22 protein-coding genes are annotated in these 21,813 nt (G+C 32.7%); 17 read left to right on the top strand and 5 right to left on the bottom strand.

Annotated features, from left to right (window positions below):
- The first annotated feature begins 93 nt into the window (after positions 1-93).
- Positions 94-495 carry a twin-arginine translocase TatA/TatE family subunit gene (locus RCH19_RS01150; protein WP_121924049.1) on the top strand — a complete coding sequence of 134 codons (402 nt, stop codon included), beginning with the start codon at positions 94-96 and terminating at the stop codon, positions 493-495.
- Positions 495-1,067 carry a phosphatase PAP2 family protein gene (locus tag RCH19_RS01145; RefSeq protein ID WP_121924050.1) on the top strand — a complete coding sequence of 191 codons (573 nt, stop codon included), beginning with the start codon at positions 495-497 and terminating at the stop codon, positions 1,065-1,067. Before RCH19_RS01150 ends, RCH19_RS01145 begins: the two co-directional genes overlap by 1 nt.
- 22 nt (positions 1,068-1,089) lie before the next feature.
- Here the strand turns inward: RCH19_RS01145 and RCH19_RS01140 are convergent, their stop codons facing one another.
- Positions 1,090-1,731, bottom strand: coding sequence for an O-methyltransferase (locus tag RCH19_RS01140; protein WP_343021690.1), 642 nt, complete (start codon positions 1,729-1,731; stop codon positions 1,090-1,092).
- 81 nt (positions 1,732-1,812) lie between these two features.
- On the opposite strand from RCH19_RS01140, the gene rlmN reads away from it, so the two are divergent.
- The 6 genes from rlmN to dnaG all read left to right on the top strand — a co-directional run bounded on the left by rlmN (position 1,813) and on the right by dnaG (position 9,178).
- On the top strand, positions 1,813-2,856 hold the full coding sequence (gene rlmN, locus RCH19_RS01135; RefSeq protein WP_121924052.1) for a 23S rRNA (adenine(2503)-C(2))-methyltransferase RlmN: 1,044 nt from the start codon (positions 1,813-1,815) through the stop codon (positions 2,854-2,856).
- Positions 2,857-2,934: 78 nt separating this feature from the next.
- A complete protein-coding gene (locus RCH19_RS01130) occupies positions 2,935-3,912 on the top strand; it encodes a polyprenyl synthetase family protein (RefSeq protein ID WP_121924053.1) in 978 nt (325 codons plus the stop codon).
- A gap of 257 nt (positions 3,913-4,169) precedes the next feature.
- Positions 4,170-4,730, top strand: a complete 561-nt coding sequence (locus RCH19_RS01125) for an RNA polymerase sigma factor (RefSeq protein WP_343021689.1) — start codon at positions 4,170-4,172, stop codon at positions 4,728-4,730.
- Positions 4,717-5,433: a hypothetical protein gene (locus tag RCH19_RS01120; protein ID WP_343021688.1), complete on the top strand. Its 717-nt coding sequence runs from the start codon at positions 4,717-4,719 to the stop codon at positions 5,431-5,433. Before RCH19_RS01125 ends, RCH19_RS01120 begins: the two co-directional genes overlap by 14 nt.
- Positions 5,434-5,470: 37 nt before the next feature.
- Positions 5,471-7,063 carry a hypothetical protein gene (locus RCH19_RS01115; RefSeq protein WP_343021687.1) on the top strand — a complete coding sequence of 531 codons (1,593 nt, stop codon included), beginning with the start codon at positions 5,471-5,473 and terminating at the stop codon, positions 7,061-7,063.
- A gap of 129 nt (positions 7,064-7,192) precedes the next feature.
- A complete protein-coding gene (gene dnaG / locus RCH19_RS01110; RefSeq protein WP_343021686.1) occupies positions 7,193-9,178 on the top strand; it encodes a DNA primase in 1,986 nt (661 codons plus the stop codon).
- On the opposite strand, the gene RCH19_RS01105 is transcribed toward dnaG, so the two are convergent.
- Both RCH19_RS01105 and nadE read right to left on the bottom strand, forming a co-directional pair.
- Positions 9,175-9,804, bottom strand: coding sequence for a response regulator transcription factor (locus RCH19_RS01105; protein ID WP_121924058.1), 630 nt, complete (start codon positions 9,802-9,804; stop codon positions 9,175-9,177). The two genes, dnaG and RCH19_RS01105, sit on opposite strands and share 4 nt — an antisense overlap.
- Positions 9,805-9,898: 94 nt before the next feature.
- The gene (nadE, locus tag RCH19_RS01100) at positions 9,899-10,699 is read right to left on the bottom strand and encodes an NAD(+) synthase (RefSeq protein WP_343021685.1); all 801 of its coding nucleotides are present in this window, start codon (positions 10,697-10,699) and stop codon (positions 9,899-9,901) included.
- 100 nt (positions 10,700-10,799) lie between these two features.
- Between nadE and gldB the strand changes: the two genes are divergently transcribed.
- Together gldB and gldC are read left to right on the top strand one after the other, a co-directional pair.
- Positions 10,800-11,756 carry a gliding motility lipoprotein GldB gene (gene gldB, locus RCH19_RS01095; protein ID WP_343021684.1) on the top strand — a complete coding sequence of 319 codons (957 nt, stop codon included), beginning with the start codon at positions 10,800-10,802 and terminating at the stop codon, positions 11,754-11,756.
- A complete protein-coding gene (gene gldC / locus RCH19_RS01090) occupies positions 11,756-12,091 on the top strand; it encodes a gliding motility protein GldC (RefSeq protein WP_121924061.1) in 336 nt (111 codons plus the stop codon). The genes gldB and gldC overlap by 1 nt, the downstream gene beginning before the upstream one ends.
- Before the next feature lie 73 nt (positions 12,092-12,164).
- Here the strand turns inward: gldC and yihA are convergent, their stop codons facing one another.
- Complete coding sequence (gene yihA, locus RCH19_RS01085) at positions 12,165-12,785, bottom strand: ribosome biogenesis GTP-binding protein YihA/YsxC (protein ID WP_121924062.1); 621 nt, start codon at positions 12,783-12,785, stop codon at positions 12,165-12,167.
- Between the two features lie 24 nt (positions 12,786-12,809).
- Complete coding sequence (locus tag RCH19_RS01080) at positions 12,810-13,589, bottom strand: alpha/beta hydrolase (protein WP_121924499.1); 780 nt, start codon at positions 13,587-13,589, stop codon at positions 12,810-12,812.
- 378 nt (positions 13,590-13,967) lie between these two features.
- Here RCH19_RS01080 and mraZ point away from each other — a divergent pair, with 378 nt between their 5' ends.
- The 7 genes from mraZ (at position 13,968) to murD (ending at position 21,811) form a co-directional block, all read left to right on the top strand.
- A complete protein-coding gene (gene mraZ / locus RCH19_RS01075) occupies positions 13,968-14,441 on the top strand; it encodes a division/cell wall cluster transcriptional repressor MraZ (RefSeq protein WP_343021683.1) in 474 nt (157 codons plus the stop codon).
- Positions 14,416-15,324, top strand: coding sequence for a 16S rRNA (cytosine(1402)-N(4))-methyltransferase RsmH (rsmH, locus tag RCH19_RS01070; RefSeq protein ID WP_343021682.1), 909 nt, complete (start codon positions 14,416-14,418; stop codon positions 15,322-15,324). The genes mraZ and rsmH overlap by 26 nt, the downstream gene beginning before the upstream one ends.
- Positions 15,325-15,425: 101 nt before the next feature.
- The gene (locus tag RCH19_RS01065) at positions 15,426-15,773 is read left to right on the top strand and encodes an FtsL-like putative cell division protein (RefSeq protein ID WP_121924065.1); all 348 of its coding nucleotides are present in this window, start codon (positions 15,426-15,428) and stop codon (positions 15,771-15,773) included.
- Positions 15,764-17,767: a penicillin-binding protein gene (locus RCH19_RS01060; protein WP_343021681.1), complete on the top strand. Its 2,004-nt coding sequence runs from the start codon at positions 15,764-15,766 to the stop codon at positions 17,765-17,767. The genes RCH19_RS01065 and RCH19_RS01060 overlap by 10 nt, the downstream gene beginning before the upstream one ends.
- The gene (locus tag RCH19_RS01055; protein ID WP_343021680.1) at positions 17,764-19,227 is read left to right on the top strand and encodes a UDP-N-acetylmuramoyl-L-alanyl-D-glutamate--2,6-diaminopimelate ligase; all 1,464 of its coding nucleotides are present in this window, start codon (positions 17,764-17,766) and stop codon (positions 19,225-19,227) included. Before RCH19_RS01060 ends, RCH19_RS01055 begins: the two co-directional genes overlap by 4 nt.
- A gap of 21 nt (positions 19,228-19,248) precedes the next feature.
- Positions 19,249-20,478 (top strand): phospho-N-acetylmuramoyl-pentapeptide-transferase, encoded by a 1,230-nt coding sequence (gene mraY, locus RCH19_RS01050; protein ID WP_121924068.1) that lies wholly within the window; start codon positions 19,249-19,251, stop codon positions 20,476-20,478.
- Position 20,479: 1 nt separating this feature from the next.
- Positions 20,480-21,811: a UDP-N-acetylmuramoyl-L-alanine--D-glutamate ligase gene (gene murD, locus RCH19_RS01045; RefSeq protein ID WP_343021679.1), complete on the top strand. Its 1,332-nt coding sequence runs from the start codon at positions 20,480-20,482 to the stop codon at positions 21,809-21,811.
- The last annotated feature ends 2 nt before the right edge of the window (positions 21,812-21,813 follow it).

Here is a 21,813-nt window from a genome sequence, read left to right as displayed (position 1 = left end):
AAAAGACTCTGAAAAGAGTCTTTTTTTTTATGAAATATTTAAAAGTAGCAGGTTCAAAAATTGGTATCTTTGTAGCAATAAAAAACAAAATATATGTTTGGTATAGGTGGAGGGGAATTAATTTTCATCATGTTTATAGTTTTAATGCTTTTTGGGTCTGATAAAATACCGGAAATTGCACGTACAATGGGTAAAGCAATGGCGCAACTTAAAAACGCCACAAACGATATTAAAAGCGAAATTCAAAAGGGTGCAGATAATAGTGGTTTTGACGCTAAAACGTTAGGAGATTTACGAGTTAATTTAACTAGTGAAGTTACTAAGATGAAGGAAAATCTTTTAGGTGATACTTCCCAGTTTCATGACATGGCTGGAAATATTACTTCTGAAATAAATAAAGCTAAAGATAATATGTTAGGAGATGTTAACGCCTCGGTGGAATCAACTAAAGAAATTATTGATGATATTCCAGGACCTATAAAACGTCAAATGTAATGTTGGAAAAATTACTTTCTTTAGACACTGATCTACTTCTTTTTTTAAATGGTTTAGGTTCGCCGGCTTACGACGGACTTTGGTTGTTTATAACTAAACAAAGCAATTGGATTCCTTTGTTCTTATTGTTGTTATATGTCATATTTAAAAAATTAGGAGCAAAGCAAACTTTGTATCTACTTCTATTTGTTGCTCTTTTAGTGACTTTTACTGACCAAATGACAAATGTATTCAAGAATGGTTTTCAGCGTTTACGACCGTGTAACAATCCTGAAATCAACACGATTTTGCGTGTAGTTCAAGTGAGAAGATCTTTTAGTTTCTTTTCTGGGCACGCATCAAACTCAATGGCTGTTGCAACCTTGTTATATTTTACTTTAAGATCTTACTTTAAATATTTTGGTTTGATTTTTATATGGCCATTTATTTTTGCTTACAGTAGAATTTATATAGGATTACACTATCCACTAGATATTTTAACGGGCTATTTGTTTGGAGCTATATTTGGATTTTTGATGTTCAAAATCTATCGCGCAGCACAACAAAAGTATTTTCCAAAGCCTATCTTATAACTTTTCGAATTTTCTATTTTATCTATAAAACCCGACTTACGGTCAAGCCATCACGAATAGGAAGTAATACAGTTTCTACTCTAGGATCGTTTTTTAGTAAGTCATTATATTCCATTATTATTTTTGTGCTCAAATCATTTGGATTTACTTGTTCAAGAACTTTACCACTCCACAAAACATTATCGGACAAAATAATTCCGCCTTTATTCATTTTTGGTAAAATCAATTCAAAATAGTTGAGATAATTTTCTTTGTCAGCATCGATGAACACTAAGTCGAATTTTGGTTCTAACGTTGGAATTATAGAAACTGCTTCGCCTAAATGCTGAAAAATCTGCTTTCCCCAAAGAGATTTATTGAAGTGTTTTCTTTGAAAGTCAACTAATTCTTCTTTAATGTCAATTGTGTGTAGCGTTCCATTTTCTTGCATTCCTTCGCACAAGCATAGCGCTGAATAGCCAGTGTACGTGCCAATTTCCAGAATATTCAGTGGTCGAATAAGTTTTGCTAACATACTTAAAACTCTACCTTGAAAATGCCCGCTCAACATGCGAGGAAGTAGTATTTTCTGATATGTTTCTTTATTTAACGCTGCTAATAATTCAGGTTCTTTTTCAGAATGTTGCTCAATGTAATCTTCTAGTTCTTGGGATATGAAATGCATTATTTTAATTATTTTCAATTGTCGACAAAGTTATCAAATTATCAAATCAACAAATCAAGAAATTGTCATTAAATTTGCAGCATGGAAATTGATAAAAAAGACATACGAGCCTTATCTAAAGAAGCATTGAGAGAGTTTTTTGTTACTCACGGCGATAAAGCTTTTCGTGGGAATCAAGTTTACGAATGGCTTTGGAGTAAAGGCGCACATAGTTTTGATGATATGACAAATGTTTCAAAAGAAACAAGAAATATGTTAGAAGCTAATTTTGTCATCAATCATATCAATGTAGATACGATTCAACGCAGTGAGGACGGAACTGTAAAAAATGCTGTCCGATTACATGATGGTTTAGTGGTTGAATCGGTTTTAATTCCAACAAATACCAGGACAACGGCTTGTGTATCTAGTCAAGTAGGTTGTAGTTTAGATTGCAATTTTTGTGCGACAGCGCGACTTAAAAGAATGCGTAATCTAGAGCCAGCTGAAATTTATGATCAAGTAGTAGCTATAGATAAAGAAAGTAGATTGTACTACAATCATCCTTTATCTAACATCGTTTTTATGGGAATGGGTGAACCGCTCATGAACTATAATAATGTGTTGAAAGCAATTGAAATGATCATTTCGCCAGAAGGTCTAGGGATGTCTCCAAAAAGAATCATGTTATCAACTTCCGGAGTTCCAAAGATGATTAAAAAATTAGCTGACGATGATGTGAAATTTAAATTAGCAGTATCGTTGCATTCTGCTATTGATGAAATTCGCTCGCGAATAATGCCTTTTAGTGCTAATTTTCCACTTGCAGATTTACGTGAATCATTAGAATATTGGTACAGAAAAACTAAAAGTAAAATTTCATACGAATATGTTGTTTGGAAAGGAATTAACGACAATAAAGAATCAATAGATGCATTAGTTAAATTTTGCAAATACGTTCCTTGTAAAGTGAATTTGATTGAATACAACCCAATTGATGATGGCGAATTTCAACAAGCTTCAGAGGAATCTATAAATGCTTACATAAAAGCATTAGAAACCAGCGGAATTGTTGTAAAAGTTAGACGAAGCCGTGGAAAAGATATTGATGCTGCTTGTGGCCAACTCGCAAATAAAGAAGCTTAATTTTTTTCTTTTTAAATAAGGTCTAAAACAAGGAAAGCAGTTGTAAGATTGTAGGCTAAAAACGTATCTTTGGCCTTAATGAATATTACTTCACAAATAAAACAGCCCATTTTCAAAGAAATGGAACTTTTCGAGAAAAAGTTCTATCAATCGATGACCTCACAAGTGGCTTTGCTGAACAGAATCACCTATTATATTGTCAACAGAAAAGGGAAGCAAATGCGACCGATGTTTGTTTTTCTAACGTCAAAAATGGTTTCAGCAGGAATTGTAAATGAGCGAACTTATCGTGGAGCGTGCGTTATAGAATTAATTCATACCGCGACCTTAGTTCATGACGATGTAGTAGATGACAGTAATAGACGAAGAGGTTTTTTCTCAATTAATGCACTTTGGAAAAATAAAATTGCAGTATTAGTTGGAGATTATTTATTATCAAAAGGACTTTTACTTTCTATAGATAATGGCGATTTTGATTTGCTTCGAATAATTTCTGTTGCGGTGCGTGAAATGAGCGAAGGAGAATTACTTCAAATTGAGAAAGCGCGAAGACTTGATATTACTGAAGAGGTTTATTACGATATTATTCGAAAAAAGACAGCGACACTTATTGCTGCTTGTTGTGCTCTTGGTGCAAAATCTGTAATTGAAGATGATGCTCAAGTAGAAAACATGAGAAAATTTGGCGAACTCATTGGCATGGCATTCCAAATCAAAGATGATTTATTTGATTACACTGATGAAGCTATTGGGAAACCAACAGGAATTGATATTAAGGAGCAAAAAATGACATTGCCACTAATTCATGTTTTGAATACTTGTACTTCAAAAGAAAAAAGCTGGTTGATCAATTCTATTAAAAATCACAATAAAGATAAAAAAAGAGTAAGAGAAGTTATTGCTTTTGTTAAAGACAATAATGGTTTACTTTATGCGGAAGACAAAATGATTGAATTTCAGCAAGAAGCACTTTTACTATTGAATAATTACCCAGATTCTGAGTATAAAGATGCTCTGATCTTAATGGTTAATTACGTAATTGAACGAAAAAAGTAAATCTGAATATTGATAAAATGAAAAATTCTTTAAATTTTTCATTTTATTTTAATTTTTAATTTACTTATAATGAGTTGGTTAATTTCTTTCGTTAACTAATTTTTAAATATTTTAATTCTACATGCAACCTTTTTGCATCTATTCTCGTCTATGTAAGTAGAAGTCCCATTCAATGTCAAAAAGCAATTATAATTAAAAATTTTGCTGTTAGTATTGAACTTTCAAATTGCCATTGAATTTTGCCATTGAAACTATTTATGAAAGTAATCAATTTACATCAACGAGAAAGTGAATTAATCCAGTTAGCTGTCGATAATAATCGACAAGCGCAGCAGCAGATTTACACTCAGTTTTCTCCCAAAATGTTAAGTGTTTGCCGTCAATATATAAAAGACATTCATCAAGCTGAAGATATTATGATAACCGCTTTTATGAAAGTGTTTGTTAATCTTAAAAATTTTCAGAATAGTGGAAGTTTTGAAGGTTGGATCAGGAGAATTATGGTAAATGAATGTATTTCCTTTATTAGAGTCAATAAGAAAATAAAATATATTGAAGACGAAACTTTTTTTGAAGAGCGCTTTAATAATGTAGAAAGTAAATTTTCAATAGAAGACATTCAGTTTTTGATCGATGGTTTGCCAGATGGTTATAAAATGGTTTTTAATTTATTTGCAATTGAAGGTTTTAAACATCATGAGATTGCCGAACTTTTAGGTATTAGCGAAGGAACGTCAAAGTCGCAATTATCACACGCGAGAAAAATGTTACAAGGACAAATTAACAAGTCAAAAAATTATAGTTATGGAACTGAATAAATTTGAAAAAGAATTCAAGAAGCAGTTAGACGCTCGCGAAATTCAGCCTTCAAAAATGGCATGGGAAAAACTAGACGCTATGCTGACTGTAAAGGAGAAACCAAAAGCGAACTTTTTTTGGATCTATATTGCTGCAAGTTTTGTCGGTTTTTTATTAATTGGAACTTTCTATTTCCGTGCGATTGAACCTGCAGTGCAAATTGATAATATGCCTTTAGTTATTGAAAAAAAAGAGAATAGTAATGATACCGAACAAGAGGAAGTTGATAATGAAAATTTAGCTCCTAATCTAGTACATAAAAATAATTCGAAAGAAAAGAAGATTGTTGCAAGTTTGATTGCTAGCAGCAAGTCAGAAATAAAATTAAATAAAGACGATAAGCTTCCAGTTAATAACGTATCAAATGATAAAAACGCTGTGGTAGTCATTTCTGAAAAACCTGTCGTACCAAATGCCAAAAAAAATAGATATATGTCAGCGGAAAAACTTTTAGCAGAAGTGAGTACTACTAAAAATGAGATAAATACAATCGATAAAATAAGCCAGAGAACGAGAGGTGGTATCGCAGTAAGCTCAAACGATTTATTAAATAATGCTGAAAGCGAACTCAATCAATCGTTCAAAGAGTCAGCGGTCAATAAAATTAATAAAAATTATAATGCACTTAGAACAGTATTAATTAATAGAAATTATCAAGAATAGAAATCAATCATCAATCATCAATCAAAAAACGAAAATCATGAGAAAAATTATTTTATTTACTGCTATTCTTTTGGTCGCAATGGTCGCCAAATTAAATGCTCAAAGCACGGGAAGTTATAAATATGTTTTAGACTGGTCCTACTGGGAACCTACATCTCCTAAGTATAACATGAGTTTTGAAAAGAATCCACAATCAGCTGCTGAAAACATTATTATTATAAAGTCAGTCAAAAGTAAGATTGATGGATTTGGTACTCTTATGAAAAGCGTTTCATCTGAATCTTACAAAGGTAAAACTGTTAAAATGTCTGGTTACGTTAAAACCGAAAATGTAAAATCGTGGGCCGGACTGTGGATGCGAGTTGATTTTTATAAAACTCAAGTTCTTGCTTTTGACAACATGCAAAATAGAGGAATAAGAGGTACAAACGATTGGAAGAAATACGAAGTCGTTTTATTTGTGCCAACAGATGCAACATCAATTTCGTACGGAACACTACTGGACGGCATAGGTCAAGTTTGGTTCAAAGACATCATGTTAGAAGTGATTGACGATTCTGTTGCCGAAACAGGAACCATTAAAGGAAGAAAAAATAAAGCAATTTCATTCGAAAAGAGAGCAAAAGCCATAGGTGACGAAATTAAATCAATTACTGAACGCGAAAAAAAGGCTTTAAAGGAAGAGATAGAGGCTATTGATCAGGATGTCTCCAAAGGAATAGTTACTAAAGAAAAAGCGGAAATGCTAAAGTTAGAGAAAGCATCAGTACGATCTAATACTATTGAAGCAAAAGTAGCGATCGAGGAAGCAAAGTTAAATCAATTAATTCAAGATAATGTTGATGGTAAATTTGATAATGAAGTAGAAAAAAGCGGTGGTAGAATGATTATGATTGGCGGAAGTAATACAGAAATTGGAAAAAATCAAACAGAAATTAATATTACGTCCTTGAAAGTATACGATGGTAATGAAGATAAAGAAAATCGTAAGTCCAAGCGCACCACAAGTCAAATGGTTTTTGCAGCAGGTTTAAATAATGTTGTAACAAACGGTAAAGTTGAAAATTCTGATTTTAGATATTTAGGATCTCATTTCTATGAATTGGGTATCACCTACAACAGTAGAATAGCAGAAAAAAATAATTTGTTGCATGCTAAATATGGTTTATCAGTAATGTACAATAATCTTCGTCCAACGGATAATCGCAGTTTTGTTGTAAATGGAAAAGAAACGGATCTTGTTGTTGATTCTAGAAATTTAAATGATTCCCGTTTTAGAAATGTTTATTTAGTTGCGCCATTACATTTAGAATTTGATTTTTCAGGTAATAAAGAATCAAATGGAAATACACTTTTTAGAACGCACAATAGTTTTCGTTTAGGATTGGGTGGATATGCTGGAGTAAATTTGAAATCAAAACAAATAACAAAGTATGATAAAAATGATCTCAAGGTTACTGATAAACTTAAAGGAGATTTCAATACCAATGATTTTATATATGGTTTAAGTACTTACGTAGGGTATCAGTCTACTAGTTTATATTTGAAATATGATTTGAGTCCATTATTTAAAGATAATATAGTGAAACAGAACAATGTTTCGTTAGGAGTTCGTTTCGATTTCAATTAATATTTTTTGAGTTAGTTAATTAGTTAGAAAGTGCTTCGAAAGAGGCACTTTTTTTGTTTTGATTTAGAAGAATGAACTTTCATTTGTGTATTTTTGCATTCGTCAAATCTTTTAATTCCCAATTACATTTTGATTTCAAAAGCTACTATTGATACCGTTTTCGAAACTGCTCGAGTAGAGGAGGTAATAGGCGATTTTGTAAATTTAAAACGTGCTGGAAGTAACTTTAAGGGATTAAGTCCTTTTTCTGAAGAACGCTCTCCGTCATTTATGGTTTCTCCAGCAAAAGGGATCTGGAAGGATTTCAGTTCAGGAAAAGGTGGTAATTCAGTTGCTTTTTTAATGGAACATGAGCATTTTACTTATCCAGAAGCTATTAGATATTTAGCTAAGAAATATAATATCGAAATTGGAGAAACGGAGCAAACAGATGAGGAGAAGGCCAATACTGATATTAGAGAGAGCATGTATCTAGTTTCAGAATTTGCAAAGACTTATTTTCATAATACACTTTTAAATTCTGAAGAGGGAAAAGCAATTGGATATTCCTATTTTAAAGAAAGAGGCTTTACCAATGAAACTATAAAGAAATTCGGATTAGGTTATTCTCCTGAAACTTGGGATGCTTTTACAAAAGAAGCTTTAGGAAAAGGATATAAATTAGAATTTCTAGAAAGCACTGGTTTGACTATTGCGAGAGAAGACAAGCCTTTCGACCGATTTAAAGGTCGTGTTATGTTTCCTATACAAAGTATGTCTGGTAGAGTATTAGGTTTTGGTGGTCGTATTCTCACTAATGATAAAAAAGCGGCCAAATATCTTAATTCGCCAGAAAGCGATATTTACCATAAAAGTAAAGTGCTGTATGGAATTTATCAAGCAAAACAATCTATTGCGAAGCTAGATAATTGCTATTTAGTAGAAGGATATACTGATGTAGTTCAGTTTAATCAAGCTGGAATTGAAAATGTAGTGGCTTCATCAGGTACTGCTTTAACGCCAGATCAAATTAGATTGGTTAATCGATTGACAAAGAATATTACTATGCTTTTTGATGGTGACGCTGCGGGACTGCGTGCGTCAATTCGAGGAATCGATTTGATTCTAGAAGAAGGTATGAATGTAAAAGTTTGTACATTTCCTGACGGAGAAGATCCTGATAGTTTTGCTAAAAAGACTTCGCATGATGATTTAGTATATTATCTTGAAAATAATGCTAAAGATTTTATTCAGTTTAAAGCTTCTTTATTAATGAATGAAGCTAAAAACGATCCAATCAAAAAAGCGGATTTGATTCGGGATATGGTCGTTAGTATTTCAAAAATTCCAGATCGCATTCAACGAGAAATTTATATTCAAGAATGTTCTCGAATAATGGATATTTCTGAGCAGGTTTTACAAAGTACTTTAGCGCAGCTAGTTCAAAAAGAAGCAAATGAGGTCGGTAAAAAGCACAGTAATTCAGAAACTACTCAAAAAGCTTTTGAAGTTGTAAAAAACGAAAGTATTGTTGGCGCTCACAAAGTTGATATCTTATATCGCCTAGAAAGAAAAATAATCGAAATCTTATTACTTTACGGAAATAAGGAAGAGGAGTTTGAAGATACATTTCTAAAAGCAAACGAAGATGGAGAGATTGCAACCTTTACTGAAAAAAAGCAATATAAAGTACATCAAAGAATTTATTTAAGTCTGCAAGAGGATGAGGTTGAATTAGCGAACCCATTGTTTAGGGATATTTTCAATAATTTAATAACCTACTTCAATCAGCAAGAAAGTTTTAATTTAGAGCAATATTTGATGCATTTAGAGCCTGATTTTGCTCAAGAGGTAACAGATATATTAATGGAGGACGAACGTCTTGTTTTGCATGACTGGGAAGGTCAAAATATTTTCCCCAAATCAAAAAATGATACCATCGGACAAAATGTTTCAGAAACGATTCTAACGATGAGATGGTATTTAGTAGGAATGATTATAGAAGAATTAAAAAACTCCATATTATCAGAATCAAATTCAGATAATACAGAGTCTATGTCGATGATCATGGATTACAATATTTTAATCCATTCTTTCTCTAAAAAATTAGGAAGAGTTATGTCTAGGTATAATTAGACAATCTCTAATTTTTTTGCTTTGTCAACTAAATCTACAAGATTAGTAACGTTCAGTTTTGTAAGCAATCTTAATTTGTAAGTACTAATTGTTTTTTCGTTAAGATTTAAGATTTCAGCAATTTCGTGGTTTTTCTTACCTCCACTTAAATAACGTAAAACTTCAACTTCGCGATTTGACAGTTTACGGTACAAACGCTCACTTTTACTTTGTTTTGCAATCAACGCTAAGTTTTTCTTAACGGTTTCATTCATTATTATTTTCCCTTGGTATACTTTGATAATAGATATACCTAAAGTCTCTAATTTTTCTGATTTATGCACAAAACCAGATACTCCGGCTTTAATGGCATTTGGCGCATAAATTTGTTCAGAAAGACCACTGTAAATAATAATTTTAGTTTTTGGAAAACTTTTCAAGAGTGCTTTAACTTCAAAGATACTGGAGAGACCTTCCAGTTCTAAATCTAGTACTAATACATCAATGTCTTTCGTTTGAAGTATATCCCGCACCATCAAGAAATTACCGACATTGGCGGCAATCGAAATGTCTGCATTATCTTTAAAGTAAGATTTCACTCCAAAATGCACAACGGGATAGTTATCAGCTATACATACTTTAATCATAATTTTTATTTTTTAGAATTGTTTGTAATTGGACTCGTAAAATTAATAAATAATTTCTGTAATTAATTGCAAATCAATATAAAATATGATTTCTTTAATAATTGTCAATCTTGCATATTGGAATTGCTATCATTTTATGCTGATTGATTGCATTTAATCTTTTGTAAATTCCAAACACTTCTTGTTCTCTTCCTGAAAAATTATTTATGCTTTTTTTATTTTCGTCTTGGTGCATAGCCCATTCTAATTCGTCATAACTCGCGCCTAGTTGGTCCTCATCAGTTCGATCATCACCAAATAGTCCATCAGTTGGAGAAGCTTCTAAAATTGATTGTGAAATATTTAAATAGCGCGCTAAAGCAAAAACTTCTGATTTCATTAAATCAGCAATTGGGCTTAAATCCACGCCTCCATCACCGTATTTTGTATAAAAACCAACACCAAAATCCTCAATTTTATTTCCAGTACCAGCAACTAATAGACCGTGAATCCCTGCAAAATAATATAAAGTTGTCATTCGTAATCTAGCTCTTGAATTGGCTAAAGCCAAATTTAATTTGGCCGTATCTTTACTATCCGGAATTGCTGTTTTAAATGTTTCAAAAGTTGCGGTTAAGTCAGCTTCGACACTGCTTACATTAGGAAATTTTTGCTTTAATTGTTCGATATGCTCTCGACCTCTTGTAACATGACTTTGTGCTTGATGTATAGGCATCTCGACGCATAGAACCTGTAGGCCAGTTTGCGCACAAAGATGAGAAGTAACAGCAGAATCTACTCCGCCAGAAATTCCTATTACAAATCCATTAACTTTTGAGTTTTCAGCGTATGTCTTTAACCAGTTGACAATTTGTTCATTCACTTTGTCAAATTGCATTGTGTGTTTTTTAGTCATAATAATTTATGTTTTAAGAAGGAGGAACGTATATTTGCAAATTCAAATAATCATGCCTTTGTTTCCTAAACTCCTTTAGAAACAAATTTAATTAATATATATGAAAAATTATCTGTTTGTTGTAGTCTTTTCGTTGTTTATTCTGTCTTGTAATAAGAAGAATAAAGTAGAAAGTGCAGTAGCAGCAGTTCCTTTAGAATTAAAAGTGGAACGTTTTGATAAAGTGTTTTTTGAAACAAAACCAGCTGATTTAGAAAAAGTTAAAAATGAATTTCCTTATTTCTTTCCTGCTGGAAATGACGATAATGTTTGGTTAAGTAAAATGCAAGATCCTTTATGGAAAGAGGTGTATACTGAAGTTCAAAAAAAATATGCTGATTTTAAACCTGAAAAAGAGAATTTAGAAAATCTTTTCAAACATATAAAATATTATTTTCCAGAAACAAAAACACCTAAGATTGTTACGATAATTTCTGAAATGGACTACAATAGTAAAGTGATTTATGCCGATAGTTTAGTTATCATTTCGCTTGAATTGTATTTAGGTAAAAATCATAAGTTTTATCAATTTCCCAATTATCTAAAGAAGAATTTTGAGCAAAAGCAAATTGCTGCAGATGTAGTTTCAAGTTTTTCAGCAACTAAAATTCCGCCTGTTATTGACAAGGATTTATTAAGTCAAATGATTTATAATGGTAAGCAATTATATTTAAAAGACTTATTGCTTACTGAATATTCTGATGCGGAAAAAATGGGATATTCGGATGAGCAAATAAAATGGTGCGATGAAAATGAAAACTATATGTGGCGCTATTTTATCGAAAGAGAAATGTTATATAGCAACGAACAAAAATTAATATCACGATTTATAAATCCAGCTCCATTTTCTAAATTTTATCTAGAAATAGATAATGATTCTCCAGGAAGAGTTGGAGCTTGGATTGGTTGGCAAATTGTGAGATCTTACGCCAAAAATAATGAAGTGCCAATCGCTGATTTATTGAAATTAAATGCAAAAGAGTTATTTGAAAAATCTAAATACAAACCCAAGAAATAATGTCAAATAAAAATACATCAGAAATTAAATTTATAGTCGAATTAGATGAAAATCGTGTTCCCGAAAAACTAATGTGGTCTGCACAAGACGGAGGAGTAGATGCGGAAGAGGCTAAAGCGATAATGCTTTCCATTTGGGATAGCAAAGCAAAAGAAAGCATGAGAATCGACTTGTGGACTAAAGATATGCCAGTTGACGAGATGAAGATTTTCTTTCACCAAACTCTAGTAGCGATGTCAGAAACTTTTAAACGCGCAACAGACGATGAAAAGATGGCTGACACGATGAAAGATTTTTGTGATTACTTTGCTGAGAAGTTAGATCTAGTTAAATAAAAACAGGACAAAAAAAATTCCAAACTCCAATATTAAATTGGGATTTGGAATTTTTTTTATTTCGGTAGTTTTTTTAAGAGCCCGAATTATTTTTAAAAACTTCTTGATTTACTTCATCGATGTATCCAAGTAATTCTTCTTTTCCTGTAGATTCAGTCGCTGATGTTACAAAGTAATGTGGCATTTCGGCCCAGTTATTTGCAAACATATTTTTCTTGTAAGCAGCAATGTGAGAATCGATTTTCACCTTACTAATTTTATCGGCTTTAGTGAAAATAATACAAAATGGAATTTCGCTTTCTCCCATGTAAGACATGAATTCGATATCGATAGTTTGCGCTTCATGGCGAATATCAATTAGTACAAAAGCACAAACAAGTTGTTCTCTGGTCTCAAAATAATCAGTAATGAACTCTTGAAAGATTGATTTCGTTTTTTTAGACACTTTAGCATAACCATAACCCGGTAAATCGACAAGATACCAATTGCTATTTATCAAAAAGTGATTTATTAATTGTGTTTTTCCTGGTCGACCAGATGTTTTTGCTAATTTTTTATGATTTGTTATCATGTTGATCAACGAGGATTTACCCACATTTGATCTACCAATAAAAGCATATTCCGGCAAGAAGTCTTTTGGACATTTACTTACTTCGGAATTACTAATAACAAATTCGGCTGTATTAATTTTCATTTTTTTCTGTGTAAAATTGTCCTTTTATGCTTTTTGAACTGCGAGATGCGTTGTATTTAACCACTCTTCTAATAATTGATTAAATTCATCAGGGTGCTCCATCATGGCAGCATGTCCGCATTTATCAATCCAGTATAAGCTTGAATTTGGAAGCAACTTATTAAATTCTTCTGCAACATCCGGAGGTGTTACTTTATCGTTTTTACCCCAAATAATACAAGTTTGAACATGCATTTTTGGTAAATCTTTTGCCATATTATGACGTATTGCGCTTTTAGCAATCGTCAATGTTTTTATTAATTTGATTCGATCGTTAACGGATTCGTATACCTCGTCAATAAGTTCTTTAGTCGCTACTTTAGGATCATAAAACACATCTTCGGCTTTTTTCTTGATGTATTCGTAATCTCCTCTTTTTGGATAACTATCACCCATAGCGCTTTCATAAAGTCCTGAACTACCAGTTATTACAAGTCCTGCTACTTTTTCTGGATACATCTTAGTGTGGTACAACGCAATGTGTCCACCTAATGAATTTCCTAAAAGGATAACGCGCTCCAATCCTTTAAATGTGATAAAATCCTTCACATACTTTGCAAAACTTTTCACATTAGTTTTCAAAATATTTTGTGTGTATATAGGTAAATCTGGAATTATGATTTTGTAACCTCTTGTAGAGAAATAATTTGCGACAGAATCGAAATTACTAAGTCCGCCCATAAGTCCGTGTAAGATGACAATTGGAGTTCCTTCGCCAGCTTCATAATAGCTGTATCTACCTTCTTTTTTATAGTTTTTTTCCATTTTGTTTAAAACCGGATTTTCAATTTTGACAAATATAGGATTTAATAAATAAAAATTAATTTTTAGCACCATTTTTAATCCGAAAATTATTAGATCATGCTAGTAAATAGAATTGATTTTTCTAAAATTCAGCTATTTTTTTCTTGTTTTTAAATTCGTAAAACCTATTTCGACACTTTTAAATTTGTCATTTTTTGTAGCTTTTTTTATAACATTATGTTTCTTACAAATAATGTAAAAAATGTGTAAGGAGTTGATTGCATATAAATTAACCCTTTTTAGTGTAAAGTGGTTAAACTTATTAACAAAGTGGTATTTAGTGGTAAATTGTGGTAATATTTTTTATATTTTTGCTCTATATCATTTAATACTTTTTAGTTGGATACAATTGTCGGAACATATGAATGTAAAGTCGATGCTAAAGGAAGGCTGCTTATGCCAGCGCCTTTAAAAAAGCAGTTGGCTACTTCACTTCAAAACGGATTCGTTTTGAAGCGTTCTGTATTTCAACCCTGTCTAGAGTTATATCCCATGAAAGAATGGGACTTGATGATGCAAAAAATAAATAAATTAAATCGCTTTGTAAAGAAAAATAACGACTTCATCCGACGCTTTACTGCAGGTGTGAAAATGGTCGAAATTGACGCTTTAGGTCGTTTATTGGTTCCTAAAGATTTAGTTTCTTTTGCTAGTATTACAAAAGAGGTAGTTTTTTCTTCTGCGGTTAACATCGTGGAGATTTGGGATAAAGATTTGTATGAGAAATCAATAAGCGGTGAAGATCTAGATTTTGCAGATTTAGCTGAGGAAGTAATGGGAAATATAAATGACGACGACAATGGAATATCATAATCCGGTTTTGCTTCATGCATCAGTAGACGGCTTAAATATTAAGACTGATGGCGTTTATGTAGACGTAACCTTTGGTGGAGGAGGACATTCGAGAGAGATTTTGAGTAGGTTGGGTCCTGAGGGTAAATTGTTTGCTTTTGATCAAGATGAAGATGCTTTAGCAAATGCTATTGACGATGAAAGATTCACACTAATCAATGAGAATTTTAGATTTATAAAAAGATTTTTAAGGTTTTATGGAGTTAAAAGTGTAGACGGTATTTTAGGCGATTTAGGAGTTTCTTCTCATCAATTTGATGTTCCAGAAAGAGGTTTTTCTACACGTTTTGATGCAAGTTTAGATATGAGAATGAGTCAGAAAAATGACTTGAATGCATATAGAGTAGTAAACGAATATGACGAGGCTAATTTAAGAAGAGTCTTTTTAGATTATGGTGAATTAAAAAACGCACCAGTTTTAGCTAGAACAATTATTGAAGCAAGAGAATTAAATCCTATCAAAACTACTGACAAATTAAAAGAAGTTTTGGCTCGACACTTACCAGAGAGAGTGCGTAATAAAATACTAGCTCAAATTTATCAAGCGATCAGAATCGAAGTTAATCAGGAGATGGATGTTTTAAAAGAATTTTTAGAACAATCATTGGAGGTATTAAATCCAGAAGGAAGGTTAAGTGTTATTTCTTATCATTCTCTAGAAGATCGATTGGTTAAGCGATTTATGAAGAACGGTATGTTTGAAGGAGAACCCGAGCGCGACTTTTTTGGAAATTTCTCGGTACCATTCAAAACTGTTGGAAAATTAATCGTTCCAGATAGCAATGAAATAAAAGAAAACAATCGAGCACGAAGCGCGAAGTTGAGAATAGCTGAGAAAAGATAATTAAAACGCAGCAATTTCAGAGTTTGAAGTAATACAAGTATTTAAATGTGCTAAAATTCAAATCCAATATTAATGAGGATTAATTGATTAGAATAAAATAAATGAAAAACGGAGTATACAGTTTATTGAAAGCAAGATTCCTTGTAAATGAGGATGCGGTTAAAAACTGGCGTTTTATCGTTTTTATAATTCTGTTAGGTATAATAATGATTGCAAATACACAACGCTTTGAGCAAAAGGTATTCAAAATTGTAGCGCTGACAAATCAAGCTAAGGAATTGCGTTCTGAGTTCGTAGACAGACGTTCTGAGTTAATGAAATTAAAAATGGAGTCCACAGTGTCTGATAAAATGATCGAAAAAGAGATTTTTCCATCAACAGTACCTCCAGTGAAAATAAAAGTTAAAATAGAAAAAGAGAAAGGCTTTTTTGAAAAATTATGGCAGTAGAAGATAAAAAAATATCAAATAGGATTTATCTAGTAGCTTTTGGCATTCTTGTCATGGCTATTGCTATTGCTGTGAAATTAACTAATATTCAGTGGGTTGAGGGCGATTACTATAGAAAATTAGCAAAAGAAAGAACGGTTCGAACATTTGTAATACCTGCTAATAAAGGTAATATCTACTCTGCAGATGGAAGTCTTTTAGCAACTTCAATTCCTAATTATGAGATTCGCTTTGATGCTCTTGCGCCAAAAGCAGAATCTTTCGAAAAAAATGTAAAAGCATTGTCAGATTCTTTGGCGACAGTATTAGGGAAATCATCTAGTTTCTACGAAAATGAACTTCGTAAAGCACGAGCTAATAAAAATCGTTATTATCTTTTAGCGCGTAAATTGAGTTATACGCAATACTTTAAAATTAAGGGATTTCCATTATTTAATTTGGGTGCTTACAAGGGTGGAATAATTATTCAACAAGAAACAGTAAGAGAACATCCGATAGGAAAAATTGCTGAACGAACAGTAGGTTACGAGCGTACTTCAAACGGTGAATCATATGAAGGAAAAGGGATCGAATGGGCTTTTAGAAAATATTTAAATGGAAAAGACGGTAAGATTTTAAAACAAAAAATTGCTAAGGGGCAATGGAAACCAATAAGAGATATTAATGAAGTTGATCCACAAGATGGATATGATGTAGTATCAACGATTGATGTTTACATCCAAGATATTGCGCATCACGCGTTATTGAAGCAGTTAGAAATTTATCAAGCTGATCATGGCTCTGTTGTTGTTATGGAAACAAAAACAGGTCATGTAAAAGCGATTTCAAATCTTGGAAGAGCTAATGACGGGACGTATTATGAAACTACTAATTATGCTGTAGCCGAGTCGCACGAACCAGGTTCTACGTATAAATTAGCAGATTTAATGGCTCTTCTTGAAGATAAAAAAGCAGACACTAGCACTGTTTACGATAGAAATGGAGGATTGATTATGTACAGCGGAAGACGAGTGGAAGATTCTAATAGAGGTGGTGCACAGAAAATTTCGTTAGCTAGGGGATTTGAGCTTTCGTCTAATACAGTTATGGTTAAAGCGGTTTATGAAGCGTATAAAAATGAACCCTCAAAATTTGTAAATCATCTGAACAATTTTGGTTTAAATAGAAAATTAGGACTTTCAATTAAAGGAGAGGGAGCGCCTTATGTTCCGCAACCAAAAGACAAACATTGGTCGAATATATCTCTGCCTTGGATGGCATTTGGATATGGAGTATCAATCACACCGATGCAAACTTTAGCTTTTTACAATGCTGTTGCAAATAATGGTGAGATGGTAAAACCTCAGTTTGTTTCTGAAATTAAAGAGTGGAATAGAACAATTAAGAAATATGACAAAGAGGTTTTGATTCCTAGGATCTGCTCACAATCAACTATTTTAAAATTACGTGCTGTTTTAGAAAATGTAGTTAAAAAAGGTACTGGTTCAAAATTGTACTCTAAGGATTTCTCAATGGCTGGTAAAACTGGTACTGCGCAAGTGGGGTACGGAAAAAGCGGAAGATCTGGAATGTATTATGCATCTTCATTTGTAGGTTATTTTCCAGCGGATGAACCTAAATATTCTTGTATTGTTGTGGTTCATAAACCGAACACAGCTCTAAATAATTATTACGGTGCTGATGTTGCTGGGCCTGTTTTTAAAAGAATTGCACAGAAAATATTTACTGATGCTCCGTCAACAAACGAAATCAAAAATTTAGATCGAAAAATTGCAAAACAGGAAAAGGATTACGATGCTTATTTTACTAAATCACATGAAAAAACGCAACTAATACCAAATACTAAGGGTATGTCGGGTATGGATGCGGTTGCATTACTTGGTAATTTAGGATTGAAGGTGAAAGTTCAAGGTGTTGGTAAAGTAAAAAAACAATCGATTGAAGCGGGACAAAACCTAGATAAAAACGTAACAATTTTATTAGAATTATCATGAGTGTATTAAAAGACATATTATATAAAGTAGCTATTGTTGCCGTAAAAGGTCCAACAGATATTGCTATAGCTAAGATGGATTTTGATTCAAGAAAAATTGAAACTAATGATGTTTTTGTTGCTATTCGTGGTTCAATTTCTGACGGTCATGATTTTATTAAAAAAGCAATTCAAAACGGAGCTACTGCTGTTGTATGCGATACTTTCCCTGAAATTATTGAGCAAGGGATTACTTATGTTCAAGTAAAAGATACAAATTCTGCTTTAGCTTTTATGGCTGCTAATTATTTTGGAAATCCTTCTCGAGGTCTGAAATTAGTTGGTATAACGGGTACAAATGGTAAAACAACTATTGCTTCTTTATTATTCCAGTTGTTTCAAAAAGCGGGATTCAAAGTGGGTTTGCTTTCTACAGTTAAGATTGTAGTCGATACAATTGAATATAAAGCGACTCATACTACACCTGATTCGATAACTATAAATCACTATCTAAAAGGAATGGTAGAAAGTGGCGTAGAATATTGTTTTATGGAAGTGAGTTCGCACGGAATTCATCAAAAAAGAACAGAAGCGCTACATTTTGTTGGAGGTATTTTTACCAATTTATCACATGATCATTTAGATTATCATCCAACTTTTGCTGAATATAGGGATGTCAAAAAATCATTTTTTGATAATCTTCCCAAAACAGCCTTCGTATTATCGAATATAGATGATAAAAACGGACAAGTGATGCTACAGAATACTGTAGCAAAAAAGCTTACGTACGCTTTGAAATCGTACGCTGATTATAAAGCGCAAATCCTTGAAAATCAATTATCAGGATTGTTGTTGAAAATTAATGGTAGCGAAGTTTGGGTAAAGTTGATAGGGACTTTTAATGCTTACAATCTATTAGCTATTTATGGAACGGCTGTCGAGTTAGGAATGGAAAGTCTTGAAGTACTGCGGTTACTTTCTGACTTAGAAAGTGTTTCTGGTCGTTTTCAATTTATTGTTTCTTCGTCGAATATAACGGCAATTGTTGATTATGCTCATACTCCTGATGCATTAGATAATGTGCTAAAAACAATTAATGATATCCGTACAAAAAATGAACAACTTATTACAGTTGTAGGTTGTGGTGGTAATAGAGATAAGACCAAACGTCCTATTATGGCTGAAATAGCTACCGCATTAAGTGATAAAGCAATTTTAACTTCAGATAACCCAAGAGATGAAAACCCAGAAGTTATTATTAGTGAAATGGAACAAGGTGTTGCACCTCAAAATTATAAAAAATTATTGTCGATTACAGATAGAAAGCAAGCGATAAAAACAGCTTGTCAATTGGCTCAGCCTAATGACATCATTCTTATTGCTGGTAAAGGTCATGAGACGTACCAAGAGATTAAAGGCATCCGTCAACATTTTGACGATATGGAAACGGTAAAAGAAATTTTAGAACAACTTAATAAATAACCAAATAATCCATAACCGCATATGCTATACTATTTATTTGAATATTTAGACAAAACATTGGATGTTTCTGGTACGGGAGTTTTTCAATATATTACCGTAAGATCTGCATTAGCATTTATGTTATCGTTGCTATTGTCTACAATTTATGGTAAAAGAATTATCCAGTTTTTGCAAAGACAACAAGTAGGTGAAACAGTACGTGAATTAGGATTAGCTGGTCAGAATGAGAAAGCGGGTACGCCAACAATGGGTGGGCTGATTATTATTTTTGCAACACTAGTTCCAGTTATACTTTTTGCAAAATTGCATAATATTTATGTCGTTTTATTAATCGTTACGACACTTTGGATGGGGACAATTGGATTTGTGGACGATTATATAAAAATATTCAAAAAAGATAAAGCAGGTTTAAAAGGGATTTTTAAAGTTTTTGGCCAAGTTGGTTTGGGTTTAATCGTGGGAACAGTGCTATACTTCAGCCCTGCAGTTACAGTTAGACAAGATACTGGTAAGATCGATATTTTTAGAGTTACCACTGAAAATGTAATTGTACAAACACCTGTCGAAGAGAAATCTACCGTTACTACTATTCCGTTCTTTAAAAATAATGAATTCGATTACGCTGAATTGTTAGCATGGACAGGTGATGGATATCATAAATGGGCTTGGTTGGTTTTCATACCGGTAGTAATTTTTATTATAACGGCTGTTTCAAATGGAGCTAATCTAACAGATGGAATTGACGGACTTGCCGCCGGAACTTCGGCAGTCTCCGTTTTAGCTCTTGGAATCTTTACGTTTGTTTCTGGAAATATTATTTTCTCTAATTACTTGAATATAATGTACATCCCTAATTCAGGGGAGATGACAGTATTTATCGCCGCATTTGTTGGTGCTCTGATTGGGTTTTTATGGTATAACTCTTATCCTGCGTCTGTGTTTATGGGAGATACAGGAAGTTTAACAATAGGTGGAATCATCGCAGTATTAGCTATTGCTGTTCGAAAAGAAATGTTGATTCCGTTATTATGCGGAATATTCCTTGTCGAAAATCTTTCTGTCGTTCTTCAAGTGAGTTATTTTAAATACACCAAGAAACGCTTTGGCGAAGGCCGACGAATATTTTTAATGTCACCGTTGCATCACCACTATCAGAAAAAAGGATATCACGAAAGTAAAATCGTTACACGGTTTTGGATTGTCGCTATAATGCTAGCCATCTTATCAATTATCACTCTAAAATTAAGATAGTATGAGACTAGTAATTCTGGGAGGAGGGGAGAGCGGTGTAGGAACTGCAATTCTAGGTAAGAAAAAAGGTTACGATGTATTTGTATCTGATTTTGGAAAGATAAAAGGCAATTATAAAGAAATTCTTTTAATAAACGGAATTGCTTGGGAAGAAGAAAAGCATACGGAGGAATTGATTTTGAATGCCGATTTAGTGATGAAAAGTCCAGGAATTCCAGATAAATCGCCAATCGTCAAAAAGCTTCTAGAAAAGGGAGTTCAAGTAATTTCTGAAATAGAATTTGCGGCTCCATTTACAAATGCAACAATAATAGGGATAACGGGTAGTAATGGAAAAACTACCACCACTATGTTAACGCATCATCTGCTGAAATCAGCAGGACTAAATGCAGGAATAGGAGGGAATATTGGAAAGAGTTTCGCATGGCAAGTTGCAGATAATAAATATGATTGTTACGTCTTAGAGTTAAGTAGTTTTCAGCTCGACGGAATAAAGAATTTTAAACCGCACATTGCAATTATTACAAATATTAGTCCAGATCATTTAGATCGATATGATTACAAATATGAGAATTACATTGATTCGAAATTCAGAATAACGATGAATCAAACTGAGGATGATTTCCTCATATATGATGCAGATGACGAAGCCATGAACGAGTGGTTTACAAAACATAAAACGAACGCAAAATTAATTCCTTTTTCATTGACAAAAATACTAGAAGAAGGAGTCTTTATAAATAACAACAAAATGGATATTAAAATTAGTCAAGAAGAGTTTACAATGGATACAGAATACATTGCCTTGGAAGGAAAACATAACATGAAAAACGCAATGGCAGCAACCTCTGTAGCAAAATTAATGCAAATAAGAAAAGCTACAATTAGAGAAAGCCTTTCTAATTTTCAGGGTGTAGAACATCGTCTTGAAAAAGTTTTAAAAATCCAGAACGTGCAATACATCAACGATTCTAAAGCGACAAATGTAAACGCTACTTTTTATGCTTTAGATAGTATGAACACACCAACAGTTTGGATCGTGGGTGGTGTTGATAAAGGAAATGATTATAACGAATTAATGTCACTAGTTCGTGAGAAAGTAAAAGCGATAATCTGTTTAGGAGTGGATAATAAAAAAATTATTGACGCTTTTGGAAATGTTGTTGATATGATGATTGAAGTTGACAATATGGAAGATGCTGTTAAGATGGCGCAGCGTTTAACTGAGAAAGGGGATTCAGTATTGCTTTCTCCAGCATGTGCTAGTTTTGATTTATTTGAAAGCTACGAAGACAGAGGAAATCAGTTTAAGCAAGCAATTAAGAATTTATAGAT

Origin of the sequence: Flavobacterium sp. PL12, from assembly GCF_039123485.1 — a bacterium.
Lineage (GTDB): Bacteria > Bacteroidota > Bacteroidia > Flavobacteriales > Flavobacteriaceae > Flavobacterium > Flavobacterium weaverense.
The sequence above is the reverse complement of the archived record's forward strand: the minus strand, read 5'-3'. Positions and strand labels throughout refer to the sequence as shown.

Excerpts from the sequence above, each read along its gene's own strand:
- yihA (WP_121924062.1), bottom strand. The coding sequence starts at position 12,785 with ATGAAAATTAATACAGCCGAATTTGTTATTAGTAATTCCGAAGTAAGT.
- RCH19_RS01105 (WP_121924058.1), bottom strand. The coding sequence starts at position 9,804 with ATGATTAAAGTATGTATAGCTGATAACTATCCCGTTGTGCATTTTGGA.
- RCH19_RS01150 (WP_121924049.1), top strand. The coding sequence starts at position 94 with ATGTTTGGTATAGGTGGAGGGGAATTAATTTTCATCATGTTTATAGTT.
- RCH19_RS01140 (WP_343021690.1), bottom strand. The coding sequence starts at position 1,731 with ATGCATTTCATATCCCAAGAACTAGAAGATTACATTGAGCAACATTCT.
- rlmN (WP_121924052.1), top strand. The coding sequence starts at position 1,813 with ATGGAAATTGATAAAAAAGACATACGAGCCTTATCTAAAGAAGCATTG.
- RCH19_RS01115 (WP_343021687.1), top strand. The coding sequence starts at position 5,471 with ATGAGAAAAATTATTTTATTTACTGCTATTCTTTTGGTCGCAATGGTC.
- RCH19_RS01125 (WP_343021689.1), top strand. The coding sequence starts at position 4,170 with ATGAAAGTAATCAATTTACATCAACGAGAAAGTGAATTAATCCAGTTA.
- mraY (WP_121924068.1), top strand. The coding sequence starts at position 19,249 with ATGCTATACTATTTATTTGAATATTTAGACAAAACATTGGATGTTTCT.
- RCH19_RS01080 (WP_121924499.1), bottom strand. The coding sequence starts at position 13,589 with ATGGAAAAAAACTATAAAAAAGAAGGTAGATACAGCTATTATGAAGCT.
- gldB (WP_343021684.1), top strand. The coding sequence starts at position 10,800 with ATGAAAAATTATCTGTTTGTTGTAGTCTTTTCGTTGTTTATTCTGTCT.
- murD (WP_343021679.1), top strand. The coding sequence starts at position 20,480 with ATGAGACTAGTAATTCTGGGAGGAGGGGAGAGCGGTGTAGGAACTGCA.
- gldC (WP_121924061.1), top strand. The coding sequence starts at position 11,756 with ATGTCAAATAAAAATACATCAGAAATTAAATTTATAGTCGAATTAGAT.
- nadE (WP_343021685.1), bottom strand. The coding sequence starts at position 10,699 with ATGACTAAAAAACACACAATGCAATTTGACAAAGTGAATGAACAAATT.
- RCH19_RS01060 (WP_343021681.1), top strand. The coding sequence starts at position 15,764 with ATGGCAGTAGAAGATAAAAAAATATCAAATAGGATTTATCTAGTAGCT.
- RCH19_RS01130 (WP_121924053.1), top strand. The coding sequence starts at position 2,935 with ATGAATATTACTTCACAAATAAAACAGCCCATTTTCAAAGAAATGGAA.
- RCH19_RS01055 (WP_343021680.1), top strand. The coding sequence starts at position 17,764 with ATGAGTGTATTAAAAGACATATTATATAAAGTAGCTATTGTTGCCGTA.
- rsmH (WP_343021682.1), top strand. The coding sequence starts at position 14,416 with ATGACGACGACAATGGAATATCATAATCCGGTTTTGCTTCATGCATCA.
- RCH19_RS01120 (WP_343021688.1), top strand. The coding sequence starts at position 4,717 with ATGGAACTGAATAAATTTGAAAAAGAATTCAAGAAGCAGTTAGACGCT.
- RCH19_RS01145 (WP_121924050.1), top strand. The coding sequence starts at position 495 with ATGTTGGAAAAATTACTTTCTTTAGACACTGATCTACTTCTTTTTTTA.
- RCH19_RS01065 (WP_121924065.1), top strand. The coding sequence starts at position 15,426 with ATGAAAAACGGAGTATACAGTTTATTGAAAGCAAGATTCCTTGTAAAT.